Consider the following 16,845-nt stretch of genomic DNA (forward strand, 5'->3'; position numbering starts at 1 on the left):
CGAGCAAGGCGAGGGGCGGCCCGGGGGCGGGCCGCCCCTTCGTCGTGCGCGACCGGTACGCAATGTCGCAGTTCCGCATGATTATGGGCGACGACGGGTGATTGTCGGTGTTCGGACGGTGCGAGGGGTTTGGCGTACCACTCACGGGTGAAGATCAGCCAATTGGGACGCAGATCACACTTCGCTATTCCTCAGGACCTACCCAAATCGGCCTGGGCGGCTCGCAGAACCCCTAATAAGTTGCTCCGCGCTACCGCCCATGACCTTCGTCCTAGAAAAGGGCCCCACTTCATGCAGAACCCCCGAGCGGCCTCCGGCCGCCGCCGCGCGACAGCTGTCGCCGGCTCGCTGGTCGTCGCGCTCGCCGCGACGACATTCTCCGCGCTGCCCGCTTCTGCGACCGCCGGTCACACCGTCGTCCTCGGCCTCGCTGACATCGACCGCAGCCAGAGCAGCTCCGACGGCAGCTCGCACGCCGAGCTGGTCGACCAGGGCCTCCACATCTGGACCGACGAGACCGGCCACCGCAAGGCCGCCGGCTACATCGTGACCGACGTCGCGCTCGAGGACGCCGGCGAGCCGGCCCTCCGGTACGAGGCCAAGGCGGGCATCACGCCGGGCTCGCAGCTGGTCGTCGACTTCGACGGCAACGGCTCGCCCGACGGCATCCTCGTCGGCGAGTCGGTCTACGGCAACGACTGGTGGGCCTCGAACGGCTCGGCAGCGTTCGTCAAGACCGGCGCCCCGCAGCACGGCGGCGGGTTCGGCTCGGAGAACCACGGCACGCTCGCCCAGTGGCGCGACGCCTTCCCGTCGGCAGTCGTCACGGCGATCGGCTACTCGCTCGGCTCCGGTGTCACCGGCGACGGCATCATCCGCTCGCTGTCGCTCGGCGACACGACCTACACGTTCCCGGCCTCGCCCAAGACGGCGCCCTGCGTCGACACGGCGACCTCGGTCTCGAACGACGTCAACGTCAACGGCTGGGACTTCTCCGAGTCGCGGACGCTCGGCTCGCACGCGTACGTCGACGGTGGCCTGCACATCGCGACCGTGGGCGACGCCGGCGGCAACGCCAGCAGCGAGTCGAAGTCGGCCGGCTACAAGGCCACGAACTTCCTGCTGCAGGACGCGGGCGTGCCCTCGGTCGACGTGACCGCGAACTCGGGCGCCGAGGTCGGCCTCAACCTGACGATCGCGATCGACGGCACCTGGGCCGGCAACCTCGTCTACGAGCCCCTCTTCGGCAAGTTCTGGGGCACCAAGGCGATCGCCGGTCTCCCGGCCGGTCCGAACCCGAGCTACCAGAAGTCGTACGGGACGCTCGACGAGATCCTCTCGGCGACCTTTGGGCACGAGGTCCGCGTCGTCGCCGTCGGGTACTCGCTCGGCAGCGGCGCCATCGGCGACGCGACGATCCACTCGATCACCGCGGGCTGCACCACCTACTCCTTCACGACCCAGAAGCACGCGACCTCGTACGAGGGCGTCCAGACGCCGCTGCCGGCCACGGACTCGAACACGCGCGGCTGGACGGCCCACGGCGACGTCGAGTACGTCGACGGCGGCCTGAAGCTCAACGTCCCCGGTGACTGGTCCGAGTCGTGGATCGAGCGCACCTACGACGGCACGCTGGCCTCGCTCGGCGACGTCGTCGACTTCGACGCGACGCCCGCGCAGTACGTCGGGATCCGCGTCGAGACCACCCAGGGCGAGATCACCTTCGAGAAGGAGGCCTCGTACGCCGGCAAGTGGTGGAGCACGTCCGACTTCGGTGTCGGCGCCGGCATGGGCTACGCGTCCTTCGCCTCGCTCGACGACTACATCACCGCGAACCCGGACGTCCGGGTCACCGGGGTCCGCGTCAGCTACACGAACCCCCAGGCCGCGTCCGCGGTCGTCACCGGGGTCACCTTCGGCGGCGTGCACTACGTCTTCACGAAGCAGAAGCACGCGACCGTCTACCCGACGATCGCCGCCGCTCCGGTCGCGACCGACCTGAACACGCGCGGCTGGACCGCGCACGGTGACGTCTCGTACGTCGCCGGTGGCGTGAAGCTCGCGGTCGCCGGTGACTGGGCCGAGAGCTGGATCGAGCGCTCGTACTCGGGCACGCTCGCCTCCATCGGCTCGGTCGTCGACTTCGAGGCGACGCCCTCGCAGTACGTCGGCATCCACCTGACCACCGCCAAGGGCGAGATCACGTTCGAGAAGGACGCCTCGTACGACGGCAAGTGGTGGAGCACGTCCGACTTCGGCGTGGACAGCTCGTTCTACCGCTCGTTCGCGTCGCTCGACGACTTCGTCACGGCGAACCCGACCCTCCAGGTCACCAAGGTCCGCCTGCTCTACACGAACGGTTCCGCGGCCTCGACCGTGATCAAGAACGCCACGTTCGGCGGCACGACGTACACGTTCACCCGCGCCGGTACCGCGACGGTCAAGGCCGTGCCCGTCGCTGGCTCGGCCAACAAGGCCGGCTCGCTGGCTGTCTCGGTCGTCGCTCCTGACGCCGTCGTCTCCGGCACCGTCAAGGTGACCGAGGGCAAGACGGTCCTCGGCACGGCGACCCTGGTCGCAGGCAAGGCCACGGTCAAGCTCCTGCCCCTCAAGGCCGGCACCCACACCGTCTCGGTCTCGTTCACCTCCGCGACCACCACGGTCAAGAACGCGAGCACCACGGCCAAGATCTTCGTCGCGAAGGCGACGTCGTCGGTCAAGGCGACCTTCGCCAAGAAGCTCACCTACGGCACGTCGTCGTCGGTCTCGGTCAAGGTCACCGCTGCCAACGGCCTCGCGGCCACCGGCAAGGTCGAGGTCCGCGAGGGCACCAAGGTGCTCAAGTCGGCCACGCTGAAGAAGGGTGCGGCGAAGATCGCCCTGCCCAAGGCGCTCAAGGTCGGCACGCACAAGCTGACGGTCGTCTACACCGGCACCTCGCAGATCGCCTCGGCGAAGGCGAGCAAGACGGTCAAGGTCGCCAAGGCCACATCGAAGGTCTCCTACACGCTCGGCGCCAAGCGCACCGTGGTCGTCAAGGTCTCCGCGACCGGTGTCAAGGTGACCGGCAAGGTGCAGCTCGTGGTGGACCCGTCCGCCAAGGGCGCCACGACCCTCGTCACGACTGCCACGGTGAAGAACGGCAAGGCGATCATCACCCTGCCGCGCGTCGTCTACGGCACGTACAAGGTCTCGGTGAAGTACCTCGGCACCAAGGACGTCAAGTCCGCGAAGTCGTCGGCGCAGACGCTGAAGCTGTCCTGATCATCGTCTGACCAGAGCGGGGCGGTCCGGGTTCTCCCGGGCCGCCCCGCTTCGTCGTCCCGGCAGTCCCCAAGGGGCGGACGTCGGCCCTCGCCGGAGACCGCGGCCCCCTATCCTGTGGCTCAGCCATCGCCCTGATCACCGGAGGTCCCCGTCGTGCCCGACAAGCTGAAGATCGCGCTGCTCGGGTGCGGCGTCGTCGGCACGCAGGTGGCCCGCCTGCTCACCGAGCAGGCCGACGACCTGGCGTCGCGCGTCGGGACGCCGCTCGAGCTCGTCGGGATCGCCGTGCGCGACCTGTCGGTCGAGCGCGAGGGCGTGGACCCCGCGCTCCTGACGACCGATGCCGAGGCGCTCGTCGCCGGCGCGGACGTCGTCGTCGAGGTCATGGGCGGCATCGAGCCCCCGCGCGCGCTCATCCTGCGCGCGATCGAGCACGGCGCGTCCGTCGTGACGGCCAATAAGGCGCTGCTCGCGCAGGACGGCCCGACGCTCTACGCCGCCGCCGACGCCGCGGGCGTGGACCTGTACTTCGAGGCCGCCGTCGCGGGCGCCATCCCGATCGTCCGCCCCGTGCGCGAGTCGCTCGCGGGCGACACCGTGCGCCGCGTGCTGGGCATCGTCAACGGCACGACCAACTACGTGCTCGACCGCATGGCCACCGACGGTCTCGACCTCGACCAGGCGGTCAAGGAGGCGCAGGCGCTCGGCTACGCGGAGGCGGACCCGACGGCCGACGTCGAGGGCTTCGACGCCGCGGCCAAGGCCGCGATCCTCGCGTCGCTCGCGTTCCACACGCGGGTCTCGATCGACGACGTGCAGCGCGAGGGCATCACCTCGCTGACCGCCGACGACGTCGCGTGGGCTGCCGGCACCGGCCACGTGATCAAGCTCCTGGCGATCGCCGAGCGCAACACGGGCGATGACGGCACCGAGGGTATCCAGGTGCGCGTGCACCCGGCGCTCGTCCCCGCCGACCACCCGCTGGCCGGCGTGCGCGGCGCGTTCAACGCGGTGTTCATCGAGGCGGAGGCCGCAGGCGAGCTCATGTTCTACGGGCGCGGCGCGGGCGGTGCCCCGACGGCGTCGGCCGTGCTGGGCGACGTCGTCTCCGTGGCCCGCCACCGCGTGCTCGGCGGCCGCGGCCCGGTCGAGTCGTCGTACGCGGACCTGCCCGTGCTGCCCGCCGAGGCCGCCCGCACGCGCTACCAGGTGCGCCTCGAGGTCGCCGACCAGCCGGGTGTCCTCGCGCAGGTCGCCGCGGTGCTGGCCGAGCACGGCGTCTCCATCGAGGCGGTCCGCCAGACCCCGGCGCCCGACGAGCACGTCGCGCGCCTGCTCATCACCACGCACGCCGCCAGCGAGCGCGCGCTCGCCGGCACGGTCGAGGCCATCGCGGGCCTCGACGTCGTGCGCGCCGTGGTGTCCGTCCTGCGAGTCGAGGGAGCCTGATGGCCCACCAGTGGCGCGGCGTCATCGCCGAGTACGCCGACTTCCTGCCCGAGCACCTCACGACCCACATCGTCACGCTGGGGGAGGGCGGCACGCCGCTCGTGCCCGCGCCGGTGCTGTCCCAGCGGGTCGGCGCCGAGGTCTACGTCAAGGTCGAGGGCATGAACCCGACCGGGTCGTTCAAGGACCGCGGCATGACGGCGGCGATCTCCGCCGCCGCGGCGCGCGGGGCCAAGGCCGTCGTGTGCGCCTCGACCGGCAACACCTCGGCCTCTGCGGCCGCCTACGCCACGCGCGCGGGCATGGTCTGCGCGGTGCTGGTGCCCGAGGGCAAGATCGCGATGGGCAAGCTCAGCCAGGCGGTCGCGCACGGCGCGACGCTGCTGCAGGTCGACGGCAACTTCGACGACTGCCTCGTCGCGGCGCGCAAGCTCGCCGAGGCCTACCCGGTCGAGCTCGTGAACTCGGTCAACCCCGACCGCATCCAGGGCCAGAAGACGGGCGCGTTCGAGATCGTCGACGCGCTCGGCGACGCGCCCGACATCTTCGTGCTGCCCGTCGGCAACGCCGGCAACATCACCGCGTACTGGAAGGGCTTCCAGGAGTACGCCCAGGCGGGCCTGGCAACGAGGACGCCGATCGTCTGGGGCTTCCAGGCCGCCGGCGCCGCGCCCATCGTCCGCGGATTCCCGGTCGACGAGCCCGAGACCATCGCGACCGCGATCCGGATCGGCAACCCCGCCTCGTGGCAGCAGGCCGAGGACGCGCGCGACACGTCCGGCGGGCTCATCGAGGCCGTCACCGACGAGCAGATCCTCGCGGCGCACCGCGTGCTGTCCGCCGAGGTCGGCGTCTTCGTCGAGCCCGCGTCCGCAGCCGGCGTCGCGGGGCTGCTGGCCCTGTCCGAGGCCGGCCGCGTGCCCGCGGGCGCGCGCATCGTCATCACGGTCACCGGCCACGGCCTCAAGGACCCGCAGTGGGCACTGCGCACGCCCGACGGCGGTGACGTGCAGCCCGTGCGGGTCACCGCGGACGTCGTGTCCATCGCGACCGCGCTCGGCCTGGACTGATCGGAGTGCGGCTCGGTGCGGACCGCGTCCGCGTGCGCGTGCCCGCCACGAGCGCGAACCTCGGTCCCGGCTTCGACGCCCTCGGCCTGGCCCTGGCGCTGTACGACGACGTCGAGGTCCGCCTGCTCGGCTCGGCGGACGTCGTCGTCGAGGTCACGGGTGAGGGCGCCGGCGACGTGCCCGACGACGAGCGTCACCTGGTCGTCCAGGCGCTGCGTGCCGCGCTCGACCTGGTCGGCGCACCGCAGGCCGGGCTCCACCTGGTCTGCCACAACCGGATCCCGCACGGTCGGGGGCTCGGCTCGTCGGCCGCGGCCGTCGTCGCCGGCATCGCCGCCGCGCGCGGGCTCGTGTCCGAGCCCGAGGCGCTGTCCGACGAGGTCGTGCTCGGCCTGGCCACCCAGATGGAGGGCCACCCGGACAACGCGGCGCCGGCGATCCACGGTGGCGCGACCGTCGCGTGGAGCACGGCCGGGGGAGTCGGGGCCGCGCCGCTCGTCGTCCACCCCGACGTCGCACCGATCGCGATCGTCCCGGCGACCCGGCTCTCGACCGAGTCCGCGCGCGGCGTCCTGCCGGCCACCGTGCCGCACCGTGACGCCGCCTTCCAGGCGGGCCGCGCGGCGCTCCTGGTCGAGGCGCTCGGTCGTCGGCCGGACCTGCTCCTCGACGCAACCGCCGACCGGCTCCACCAGGACTACCGCCGCGCGGTGATGCCGCACTCGCTCGCCCTCGTCGACGCGCTGCGCACTGCAGGAGTCGCAGCGGTCGTCTCCGGCGCCGGGCCGACGGTCCTCGCGCTGGCGCGTCGGACGGCCGCCGGGACGGACGCCGACGAGGCGATCGCGACGGCCTTCGGGCCGACGATGGGTGGCTGGCGCGTGCTGCCGCTGGCGGTCGACACCGACGGGGTCCAGGTCGCGCGCGTCGCGAACGGGTGAAGTCCACGCCCTGCGGTCATGGCGGCGGTCGGCCGGGTCGACAGTGGTAATATCGGCGCGTTCCCCGGATCGCATCCTCGGCCGCCGTGCCGGGACAGCCCGTCCGGACTCCGCGGAGATCCGGTCACCCGGGAGCACCCCAGCCCTCGTGCGCAGGACGTCGCTGACGTCGTCGTACGCAGCACGTGCGGCTTCCATCTCCGTCTCGGTCGCTCCGACCGGACACCGGCCGAATCCCGATCTCAGGGTCCCGGCCACCGACGAGGGGAAAGGTCCTTCGTGACAGACACCATCGAGCCCGCCGTGAGCACGTCCGGCGGGTCCACGCAGTCGATCTCCGCACTGCGTCTGCCCGAGCTGCAGGCCCTGGCCAGCGGCCTGGGCGTCAAGGGCACCTCCAAGATGCGCAAGAGCGACCTCGTGGAGGCCATCTCGGCCGCCCGTGGCGGCAGCCGCCACAGCGCCTCGTCGGCGCTGGACACCCGCCGCGAGCAGACGGTCGCCGTCGCCGACGAGCCGCCCGCCGCCCCGGCGCGCCGCCGCGTCACGCGCGAGTCCGGCTCCGCCGCGGCTCCCGTGCGCGTCGAGGCCCCCGCCGAGCAGTCCGAGCCCGCGCGCCAGACCGTCCGCCAGCCCGACGCGCTCGCCGGCCTCGAGGCCGCACTGGACGCCAAGCTGGGCCACGACTCCCGTCCCGCCGCCTCCGAGGCGCACGCCGACGAGTCGCGCGACGACCGTGCGGCACGCGCCGCGGACGCCGTCGGCTCCGTGACGGGCGAGCGCCGCACGCGCCGCTCGGGCCGTGGCACGGGCGCGCCCCAGGGCGCCGACGAGCAGGACGCGCCCGAGACCTCGCGCCAGGACGGCCAGCGGCAGCAGGCCGCCCAGCCGCGCCAGGGCGAGCAGGGCACCCGCCAGCAGAACCGGCAGGGCGGCCAGAACGGCCAGGGCGCGCAGAACGGCCAAGGCAACCAGAACCAGGCGTCGCAGAACCAGCCGAACGCGAACCAGGCGAACCCGAACCAGCAGACGCAGGGCGAGTTCGACGACGAGACCGGTGGCCGCCGCCGCCGCTCGCGCGACCGCTACCGCGACCGGGACCGCAAGCGCGGTCGCGGCACCCGCGCGGGCGGTCCGGACCTGTCGGGTCTCGACGAGATCGAGGTCAGCGACGACGACGTGCTGCTGCCCGTCGCGGGCATCCTCGACGTGCTCGACAGCTACGCGTTCGTCCGCACCTCGGGCTACCTGCCCGGCCCGGGCGACGTGTACGTCTCCCTGAACCAGGTCAAGAAGTCCGGCCTGCGCCGCGGCGACGCGATCACCGGCGCGGTGCGCCAGCCGCGCGAGGGCGAGCAGATCCCGCAGGGCAACCGCCCGAGCAAGGTCAACGCGCTCGTCCGGCTCGACTCGGTCAACGGCCTGGACCCCGAGCAGGCGCGCACGCGCCCCGAGTTCAGCAAGCTCACGCCGCTGTACCCGCAGGAGCGCCTGCGCCTCGAGACCGAGTCCACGCGCCTCACACCGCGCGTGATCGACATCGTCGCGCCCATCGGCAAGGGCCAGCGCGGCCTGATCGTCGCGCCCCCCAAGGCCGGCAAGACGATCATCATGCAGCAGATCGCGAACGCCATCGCGATCAACAACCCCGAGGTCCACCTCATGGTCGTGCTCGTCGACGAGCGCCCCGAAGAGGTCACGGACATGGAGCGGACGGTCAAGGGCGAGGTCATCGCCTCGACGTTCGACCGCCCCGCCTCGGACCACACGATCGTCGCCGAGCTCGCGATCGAGCGCGCCAAGCGCCTGGTCGAGCTCGGCCAGGACGTCGTCGTGCTGCTCGACTCGCTGACCCGCCTCTCGCGCGCCTACAACCTGGCCGCCCCGGCGTCGGGCCGCATCCTGTCCGGTGGTGTCGACGCCTCGGCGCTCTACCCGCCCAAGCGGTTCTTCGGCGCGGCGCGCAACATCGAGAACGGTGGCTCGCTCACCATCCTGGCCTCAGCCCTGGTCGAGACCGGCTCCAAGATGGACGAGGTCATCTTCGAGGAGTTCAAGGGCACCGGGAACATGGAGCTGCGCCTGTCCCGCTCGCTCGCGGACAAGCGCATCTTCCCGGCGGTCGACGTCAACGCGTCGAGCACCCGCCGCGAGGAGGTCCTGCTCTCGCACGACGAGCTCAAGATCGTCTACAAGCTGCGCCGCGTGATGGGCGCGCTCGACCAGACGCAGGCCATCGAGCTGCTGCTCGGCAAGCTGCGCGAGACGAAGTCCAACGTGGAGTTCCTGCTCCAGGTGCAGAAGACGACGCCCGGCAGCTGGGGCGAGGAGAACGCGGGCCGGACGGTCTGACGCGCAATCCGGTCGGCCCTCACCTCGTCGGGGTGGGGGCCGATCTGCGTTGTCGGACCCCGGTGCGACGATCGAGGTCCGAGCACGAAGGAGGGCGTCATGGTCGACGAGGCGTTGGCTGACCGGGTGCGGCCCCTGCTCGCGGGGCTTGCCGAGGTCACCGAGAAGCGGATGTTCGGCGGGCTCGCGTTCCTCGTCGGCGGGAGCATGGCCGTCGCGGTGAGCAGCCACGGCGGCCTCATGGTCCGGGTCGCGCCCGACGAGACCGCCGAGCTGCTCCGGGAACCGGGGACCAGACCCATGGAGATGCGCGGTCGCCCGATGAAGGGCTGGATCCGCGTGGACGCCGGCGCGGCGCAGGACGACGACGAGCTCGCCCGGTGGGTCGGATTCGGTGTCGATCGGGCGAGCGCGCTCGGCTGAGCTACACCAGCCGGTGGAACAGCTCGGCAGCGGTTGCGGCGTTCGCGCGGGCCGGCCAGTGATGGACGAACGCGCGGCTGTGGCCGCAGCGCACGCAGGTGAACGTGCGCATGATGTGGGTTCCGGGCTCGGGCGTCCGGCCGTCGGGGTCTCCGCGGTAGACGTGCAGGCACACCGTCATTGGTGCTCAGCTCCTCGGTGGGATCGGTGAGCCCATCGTGGCCCTCGGTCACCCGTCCCGGCGCGTGTGCGCAGCGGGGGAGCGCGGGACGTCCACGATGTGAGATACCACGGCCTGCGTGGCCAGTGACCTGCGGCGACGCGCGTCCGAATCGGCGCGGTCAGGAGGCGCCCAGGTACTCCCGGCACGTCGCGGCGATGTCGTCCCACTGCCAGTCGGCCCGGGCCCGCGCCCGGCCGGCCACGCCCATCGCCCGGGCCTTGGCCGGGTCGGTCAGCAGCTCGACGATCCGCGCGGCGATCTCGTCGGGCGAGGTCGGGTCCACGACGTAGCCGGTGACGCCGTCGTCGACCGCGTCGGGTGCGCCGCCGGACCGGCCGACGATGACCGGCTTCTCGCACGAGGCGGCCTCGAGGAACACGATCCCCAGCCCTTCGGGCTCGAGCCCGGCCAGGCGCGTGCGGGACGGCATCGCGAACACGTCGGCCGCGTCGAAGTAGGGCGGGATCTCGGCCCACGTGACGGCCCCGGTGAACGTGACCGCGTCGGCGAGGCCGAGCCGCGCGACCTGCTTGTCGAGCGCCGCGCGGTGCTTGCCGTCGCCGACGATCAGCAGCCGCGCGCCGGGCACCGCGCGCTGCACGGCCGGCCAGGCGGCGATGAGCTGGTCCTGCCCCTTGCGGGCCACGAGCCGCGCAGCGCACACGACGAGCGGGGCGTCCTGGAGGCCGAGCGACGCGCGGACCGTGTCGCCGCCGCAGCCGGGGTAGAAGCGAGCCGAGTCGACACCGGGCGCGAGCCGCTGCTGGTGCGAACGGCCGGTGTCGGACAGTCCGCGGGCGATCTGGTCGCGGCACCAGCCGGAGATGTACGTGAGCACGTCGACCGAGTCGCCGATCCGGCGCAGCAGGCTGCGCATCACGGGTACCCGCGCCCACCAGACCTCGTGCCCGTGCGTGATCGCGACGACGCGCTGCGCACCCGCCTCCCGCAGTGCCGGAGCCAGCAGGCCCAGGGGAGCGGACGCGCCGAACAGCACGCGGTCGCAGCCGTGCTCGTGGAACGCCGCCACCACGTCGCGGCTCACCCGTCGCGTCGGCAGCAGCATCGAGGTGCGGTCGCGGATCACCGGGTAGGGCAGCGTCGCGTCGTAGGCCGCGTCGCCGGGCATCGAGGAGGTGTAGACGACGACCTCGCCCGCCGGGAAGCGGTCGCACAGCGCGGCAACGAAGGCCTCGATGCCGCCCTGGCGCGTCGGGAAGTCGTTGGTCACGACGAGCGTGCGCGGCACAGATGTCCTCCTGGTCTCGGGGCCGCCCCATCCTAGGTGGCCCGAGGTAGCCGCACTTGTGACACGAGTGAACCCCTGGGGTGCGAATCGGCCCCAGGAGGTGACTCGCGTACCAAGTGCGGCTATCTCGGGCCGGGTCGGCGCGGGAGGGTGGCGACGAGAGGTCGCGGCGGGAGTCCGGGCCGTGTCGCCGGCCGGGGCGATCCGGGCCGCCGGATCGGGAAGATTTCGGGTACCGGCCCTGTTCTGGCAGAATGTCCCGCTGGTCTGCGGTTCACCCGCGCGAGTCACGTGTGGGACCCGGAGACACCCGAACGAGGAGATCCTTGTGAAGTCTGACATCCACCCCGAGTACGTGACCACCGAGGTCACGTGCACGTGCGGCAGCACCTTCGTCACCCGCTCCACCGTGACGAGCGGCAAGATCCACGCCGACGTCTGCAGCGCCTGCCACCCGTTCTACACGGGCAAGCAGAAGATCCTCGACACCGGCGGCCGCGTCGCCCGCTTCGAGGCGCGCTACGGCAAGAAGGCCGACTAGCACTCCCACAGCGCCGGTGCCCCAGCGCGGACGACTGCCCTCCATGGCAGTGTCCGTGCGGGCACCGGCGCTGTGTCGTTTCCCGGGCCCGATCCCGCGACCGCCCGGTGTCGTCCCCCGCGCACGTCCCATGACAGGAGCTCCTCCGTGAGCGACGCCTTCGCCGCAGCACTGCCGCTGCTCGCCGAGCACGCGCAGATCGAGGCGCAGCTGGCGGACCCCGCCGTGCACGCCGACGCCGGTCGCGCCCGCACGCTCGGCCGCCGGTACGCCGAGCTCGGGCGGGTCGCCCAGGCCTACAAGGCGTGGGAGGCCGCGTCCGACGACGCGCAGGCCGCCGCTGAGCTCGCCGAGGACCCGGCGTTCGCCGCCGAGCTCCCCGAGCTGCGTGCCGCGGCCGACGAGGCCGCCGCGCGGCTGCGCAACGTCCTGATCCCGCGCGACCCCGACGACGCGCGCGACGTGATCCTCGAGGTCAAGGCGGGCGAGGGCGGCGAGGAGTCGGCCCTGTTCGCGGCAGACCTGCTGCGGATGTACACCCGCTACGCGGAGAAGATGGGCTGGGCGACCCAGCTCCTCGAGGCCACCGAGTCGGACATGGGCGGCTACAAGGACGCGCAGCTCGCGGTGAAGTCCCGCGGCGCGACCGCCCCCGAGGACGGCGTGTGGGCGCACCTGAAGTACGAGGGGGGCGTGCACCGCGTGCAGCGCGTGCCGGTCACCGAGTCGCAGGGGCGCATCCACACGTCGGCCGCCGGCGTGCTCGTCTTCCCGGAGGCGGACGACGAGGGCGAGGTGGAGATCGACCAGAACGACCTGCGCATCGACGTCTACCGCTCGTCCGGACCCGGCGGCCAGTCCGTCAACACGACGGACTCCGCGGTCCGCATCACGCACGTGCCGACCGGCATCGTCGTGTCGATGCAGAACGAGAAGTCGCAGCTGCAGAACCGCGAGCAGGCCATGCGCGTGCTGCGCGCCCGGCTGCTCGCGGCGCGCCAGGAGGAGGCGGCCGCCGCCGCGAGCGAGGCGCGCCGCTCGCAGGTCCGCACGGTCGACCGCTCCGAGCGCATCCGCACCTACAACTTCCCCGAGAACCGGATCGCGGACCACCGCACCGGCTACAAGGCGTACAACCTCGACGCGGTGCTCGGCGGTGACCTGCAGCCCGTCGTGCAGTCCGCGATCGACGCCGACGAGGCCGCACGCCTGGCGGCCGCGGGGGACCAGTGAGCGAAGCAGCGAGGCTGGGCGTGCGCGAGCTGGTCGAGGGCGCGACCAGGCTCCTCGCCGAGGCCGGCGTCGGCTCGCCGCGGGTCGACGCGATCGAGCTGGCCGCGTTCGCGCTGGGCCTGGACCGGCTCGAGCTCGTGCTCGCCCCGCCCGCGCCCGAGGGCTTCGCGCTCGAGTACGCCGGGCTCGTCGAGCGCCGCCGCCTGCGCGAGCCGCTGCAGCACATCACGGGCCGCACGGGCTTCCGCTACCTGACGATGGCCGTCGAGGCGGGCGTGTTCGTGCCGCGCCCCGAGACCGAGGTCGTCGCGCAGGTCGCGGTCGACGAGGCCGCGCGGCTCGTCGCCGCCGGCGAGCGACCGCTCGTCGTCGACCTCTGCACCGGGGCCGGCGGGATCGCGGTGTCGGTGGCGACCGAGGTGCCCGCCGCGAGGGTCTGGGCCGTCGACGCCTCGCCTGCCGCGGTCGCGCTGACGCGCCGCAACGGTGCCGGCGCCGACCTCGACGTGCGCGAGGGCGACGTCCGCGACGAGACCCTGCTCGCGGAGCTGGACGGCACGGTCGACGTGCTCGTCTCGAACCCGCCCTACATCCCGCCCGACGCCGTGCCCGTCGACCCCGAGGTGCGCGACCACGACCCCGACCTCGCCCTCTACGGCGGCGGCGCGGACGGGCTCGACATCCCCCGCGCGGTCATCCGGGCCGCGGCGCGCCTGCTCAAGCCCGGCGGTCTGCTCGTCATGGAGCACGCCGAGGTGCAGGACGCGCAGGCGCGCGACGCGGCGGCCGTGGCCGGGGCGTTCACCGCGATCGAGAGCCGCCCGGACCTCACGGGTCGGCCGCGCATGCTCGTCGCGCGCCGGATCGGGCCGCTCTCCGTGACAGACTCGCAGCCGTGAACGAGCGGATCCGACCGGCAGGTGACCCGACGAGCTGGGGCCCCGCGGTCGACGAGGCGGTCAACGCCCTGTCCCGCGGCGGCCTCGTGGTGCTGCCGACCGACACGGTCTACGGCATCGCCGCGGACGCCTTCGCGCCCACGGCGGTCCAGGCGCTGCTCGACGCCAAGGGCCGCGGCCGGCAGATGCCGCCGCCCGTGCTGATCCCCGCGGTCGGCACGATGGCGGGGCTCGCGACCGACGTGCCCGATGCGGCGCACGCGCTCGCCGAGGCCTTCTGGCCCGGTGGCCTGACGATCATCGTCGCCGCGCAGCCCTCGCTCGCCTGGGACCTGGGCGAGACGCGCGGCACGGTCGCGCTGCGGGTGCCGGACCACGACACCGCGCTCGCGCTGCTACGCCGCACGGGCCCGCTCGCGGTCTCGAGCGCCAACCGCACGGGCTCGCCCGCGGCGCTGACGGCGGGGGAGGCCTTCGAGCAGCTCGGCGCCTCGGTCGACGTCTACCTCGACGCCGGTCAGGCGCCCGGCGGGGTCTCGTCGAGCATCGTCGACGCGACCACGCCCACCCTGCGCCTCGTGCGCGCGGGTGCGATCAGCCTCGAGCGCCTGTGCGAGGTCGCGCACGTCGTCGGGCCCGACGACGACGAGGGCGCCGCCGGGTGAGGGTCTACCTGCTCGTCCTGCTCATGGCGGCCGCCATCGCCTACCTGGCGACGCCGCTGGCACGCTGGTGCGCCCTGCGCTGGGGCGCGATCACCGCAGTCCGCGACCGCGACGTGCACGCGATCCCCACGCCTCGCCTGGGCGGCATGGCGATGTTCGCCGGCATCGCGCTCGCGATCGTCATGGCCTCCCAGCTGCCGTTCCTGTCCGCGGTCTACGACAACCCCAAGCCTCTCGTCGGCATCGTCGGGGGAGCGGCGCTGGTCTGCGCGCTCGGCGTGGCCGACGACATCTGGGACCTGGACTGGCTCACCAAGCTCATGGGGCAGGTGCTGGCCGCGGGGTTCCTCGCCTGGCAGGGCGTGCTGCTCTACCAGCTGCCCATCGGCGGGGTGACGGTCGGCTCGACCCGGATGTGGACGTTCCTCACCATCCTCACGGTGGTGATCGCGATGAACGCGGTGAACTTCGTCGACGGGCTCGACGGCCTCGCCGCGGGTGTGCTGGCGATCGGCGGTACCGCGTTCCTGCTCTACTCCTACCTGCTCACCAAGAACACGAGCTCGGACTACGCGAGCCTGGCGACCCTCGTGCTGGCCGTGCTGGTCGGCGCGTGCGTGGGGTTCCTGCCGCACAACGTCTACCCGGCACGCATCTTCATGGGCGACTCCGGCGCGATGCTGCTCGGATTCGTGTTCTCGGCGGCGGCCGTCGTCGTGACCGGCCAGATCGACCCCGAGTCGGTCTCCGAGCGCGCATCGTTCCCCGCGTTCCTGCCCATGCTGCTGCCGTTCGCGGTGCTGCTGCTGCCGCTGCTGGACATGGCGCTCGCGCTGGTCAGGCGCGTCGGCGCGGGCAAGTCCCCGTTCCACCCCGACCGCATGCACCTGCACCACCGACTGCTCGGCCTGGGCCACTCGCACCGCCGCGCGGTCGTCATCATGTACGTCTGGACGGCGGTGATCGCGTTCGGCGTCGCAGCCCTCGTGCTGTTCTCGACGACGGTCGTGGTGTGGCTGCTCGTCGTCGGCGTCGTGCTCGCGCTGGCAGCCACCCTGGGCCCGCTGCGCGGCCGTCGACGCCGCCCGCCGCCGCCCGTCGAGACCACGAAGACCGAGAAGACCACGGAGCCAGCTCGATGACCACCCCCAGCCCCGCCCCCCTGTCCGAGGCCGCCGCTGCCGACGCGTTCCGCCGCGCGCTGCGGGACATGTTCTGGATGCTCGGCGCCCTGCTCGTGCTCGGCGTCGGCATCGGCGCGCTCACCGCGGGCCTCAAGGGCGTCTGGGGTGCGCTGCTCGGCGTCGCGCTCGCGCTGATCTTCTCGGGCACCACGGTGATCTCGGTCCTGCGGACGGTGAACACCTCGCCGGCCCACACCACGGCGGTCATCATGGGCGCCTGGCTGGGCAAGATCGTGGTCGTCTTCGTCGCGCTCGCCGTGCTCGGCCAGTTCGACTTCTACAACCGCACGGTGCTCGGTCTCGTGCTGTTCGCCGGGGTCCTGGGCTCGGCGATCCTGGACGCGCGCGCCGTGCAGCGCGGGCGGATCCCCTACATCGAGCCGACGCCCTCCGCCGGAGCCCTCGGCGAGGGCGGCCCGGGTCCGGAGTCATCCGTTTCATAGGTTAGGCTTCCCCCAACCACGACGGCCGACCGCGCTGAGTGTGCCCGCACTGACGCGGCACCGCGCATCGAACTTTGGAGACCGCCCTGTCCAGCCTTGCGACGATCCTGCCGCTCGCCGCGGATGACAGCGGTTTCCACGCGCCGTCCCTCGCGGACTTCTTCCCCCCGGCCGTGCTCTTCGAGGGCACCCCGTTCGAGATCAACCGGATCATGATCGTCCGGTTCATCGCGACGGCCGTGCTGCTGACGATCATCATCCTCGCCGCCAAGCGCGCGAAGCTGGTGCCCGGCCGCGGTCAGGTCATCATCGAGATGGTCATGAACTTCGCCCGCAAGGGCATCGCGGACGAGATCCTCGGCGAGAAGCTGGGCAAGAAGTACGCCCCGGTCATCACCACGATCCTGTTCTCGATCTTCTTCCTGAACATCACCGGCGTCGTGCCGTTCCTCAACGTCGCCGGCACCTCCGTGATCGGCCTGCCGCTGATCTTCGCGCTGTGGGTGTTCTTCCTCTACCTCATCGACGCGGTGCGCTCGCTGGGCGTGGGCGGGTTCCTCAAGGGCCAGCTCTTCCCCCCGGGTGTCCCGAAGTTCGTCTACATCGTGCTGACGCCGGTCGAGTTCCTGCAGGTCTTCCTGCTGCGGCCCGCGACGCTGACGATCCGACTCTTCGCCAACATGATGGCCGGGCACCTGCTGCTCGCCCTGTGCTTCTCGGCGACGTCGTACCTCTTCTTCCAGGCGGCGGGGGGCCTCAAGGTCCTCGGAGCCGTCACCCTCGCGGGCGGGTTCGCGTTCTACCTGCTCGAGATCTTCGTCGCCGCACTGCAGGCGTACGTGTTCGCCATCCTCACCGCGGTGTACCTGCAGATGGCTCTCGAGCCGGAGCACTGACAGGCACTCG

At 72.4% G+C, this 16,845-nt stretch carries 14 protein-coding genes; 13 read left to right on the forward strand and 1 reads right to left on the reverse strand.

The features are described from left to right. Positions 1-291 precede the first annotated feature (291 nt). The 6 genes from D1825_RS15145 to D1825_RS15170 all read left to right on the forward strand — a co-directional run bounded on the left by D1825_RS15145 (position 292) and on the right by D1825_RS15170 (position 9,502). Positions 292-3,264 carry an Ig-like domain-containing protein gene (locus D1825_RS15145; protein ID WP_118768249.1) on the forward strand — a complete coding sequence of 991 codons (2,973 nt, stop codon included), beginning with the start codon at positions 292-294 and terminating at the stop codon, positions 3,262-3,264. Between the two features lie 156 nt (positions 3,265-3,420). Next, positions 3,421-4,716 carry a homoserine dehydrogenase gene (locus tag D1825_RS15150; RefSeq protein WP_118768250.1) on the forward strand — a complete coding sequence of 432 codons (1,296 nt, stop codon included), beginning with the start codon at positions 3,421-3,423 and terminating at the stop codon, positions 4,714-4,716. Beyond that, positions 4,716-5,786, forward strand: coding sequence for a threonine synthase (gene thrC, locus D1825_RS15155; RefSeq protein WP_118768251.1), 1,071 nt, complete (start codon positions 4,716-4,718; stop codon positions 5,784-5,786). Before D1825_RS15150 ends, thrC begins: the two co-directional genes overlap by 1 nt. Positions 5,787-5,791: 5 nt before the next feature. Beyond that, positions 5,792-6,727 carry a homoserine kinase gene (gene thrB, locus D1825_RS15160; protein ID WP_118768252.1) on the forward strand — a complete coding sequence of 312 codons (936 nt, stop codon included), beginning with the start codon at positions 5,792-5,794 and terminating at the stop codon, positions 6,725-6,727. 279 nt (positions 6,728-7,006) lie between these two features. Then, entirely contained in the window at positions 7,007-9,079 is a 2,073-nt protein-coding gene (gene rho / locus D1825_RS15165; protein WP_118768253.1) for a transcription termination factor Rho, read from the forward strand. Between the two features lie 99 nt (positions 9,080-9,178). Beyond that, the gene (locus tag D1825_RS15170; RefSeq protein WP_118768254.1) at positions 9,179-9,502 is read left to right on the forward strand and encodes a TfoX/Sxy family protein; all 324 of its coding nucleotides are present in this window, start codon (positions 9,179-9,181) and stop codon (positions 9,500-9,502) included. A gap of 341 nt (positions 9,503-9,843) precedes the next feature. Here the strand turns inward: D1825_RS15170 and D1825_RS15180 are convergent, their stop codons facing one another. After that, a complete protein-coding gene (locus D1825_RS15180) occupies positions 9,844-10,974 on the reverse strand; it encodes a glycosyltransferase family 4 protein (protein ID WP_118768256.1) in 1,131 nt (376 codons plus the stop codon). A gap of 328 nt (positions 10,975-11,302) precedes the next feature. Between D1825_RS15180 and rpmE the strand changes: the two genes are divergently transcribed. The 7 genes from rpmE to atpB all read left to right on the forward strand — a co-directional run bounded on the left by rpmE (position 11,303) and on the right by atpB (position 16,835). Beyond that, complete coding sequence (rpmE, locus tag D1825_RS15185) at positions 11,303-11,515, forward strand: 50S ribosomal protein L31 (RefSeq protein WP_118768257.1); 213 nt, start codon at positions 11,303-11,305, stop codon at positions 11,513-11,515. A gap of 147 nt (positions 11,516-11,662) precedes the next feature. Continuing rightward, positions 11,663-12,748: a peptide chain release factor 1 gene (gene prfA / locus D1825_RS15190; protein ID WP_118768258.1), complete on the forward strand. Its 1,086-nt coding sequence runs from the start codon at positions 11,663-11,665 to the stop codon at positions 12,746-12,748. A gap of 20 nt (positions 12,749-12,768) precedes the next feature. Beyond that, the gene (gene prmC / locus D1825_RS15195) at positions 12,769-13,647 is read left to right on the forward strand and encodes a peptide chain release factor N(5)-glutamine methyltransferase (protein ID WP_233549929.1); all 879 of its coding nucleotides are present in this window, start codon (positions 12,769-12,771) and stop codon (positions 13,645-13,647) included. Beyond that, a complete protein-coding gene (locus tag D1825_RS15200; RefSeq protein WP_118768259.1) occupies positions 13,644-14,312 on the forward strand; it encodes an L-threonylcarbamoyladenylate synthase in 669 nt (222 codons plus the stop codon). The genes prmC and D1825_RS15200 overlap by 4 nt, the downstream gene beginning before the upstream one ends. Beyond that, entirely contained in the window at positions 14,309-15,454 is a 1,146-nt protein-coding gene (locus D1825_RS15205; RefSeq protein ID WP_118768260.1) for an MraY family glycosyltransferase, read from the forward strand. Before D1825_RS15200 ends, D1825_RS15205 begins: the two co-directional genes overlap by 4 nt. Continuing rightward, on the forward strand, positions 15,451-15,939 hold the full coding sequence (locus D1825_RS15210) for a hypothetical protein (protein WP_118768261.1): 489 nt from the start codon (positions 15,451-15,453) through the stop codon (positions 15,937-15,939). Before D1825_RS15205 ends, D1825_RS15210 begins: the two co-directional genes overlap by 4 nt. A 74-nt stretch (positions 15,940-16,013) precedes the next feature. Further along, on the forward strand, positions 16,014-16,835 hold the full coding sequence (gene atpB, locus D1825_RS15215) for a F0F1 ATP synthase subunit A (protein ID WP_233549930.1): 822 nt from the start codon (positions 16,014-16,016) through the stop codon (positions 16,833-16,835). Positions 16,836-16,845: the final 10 nt, after the last annotated feature.

The sequence above is a fragment of the Cellulomonas rhizosphaerae genome (assembly GCF_003470205.1).
GTDB classification, from domain to species: domain Bacteria; phylum Actinomycetota; class Actinomycetes; order Actinomycetales; family Cellulomonadaceae; genus Cellulomonas; species Cellulomonas rhizosphaerae.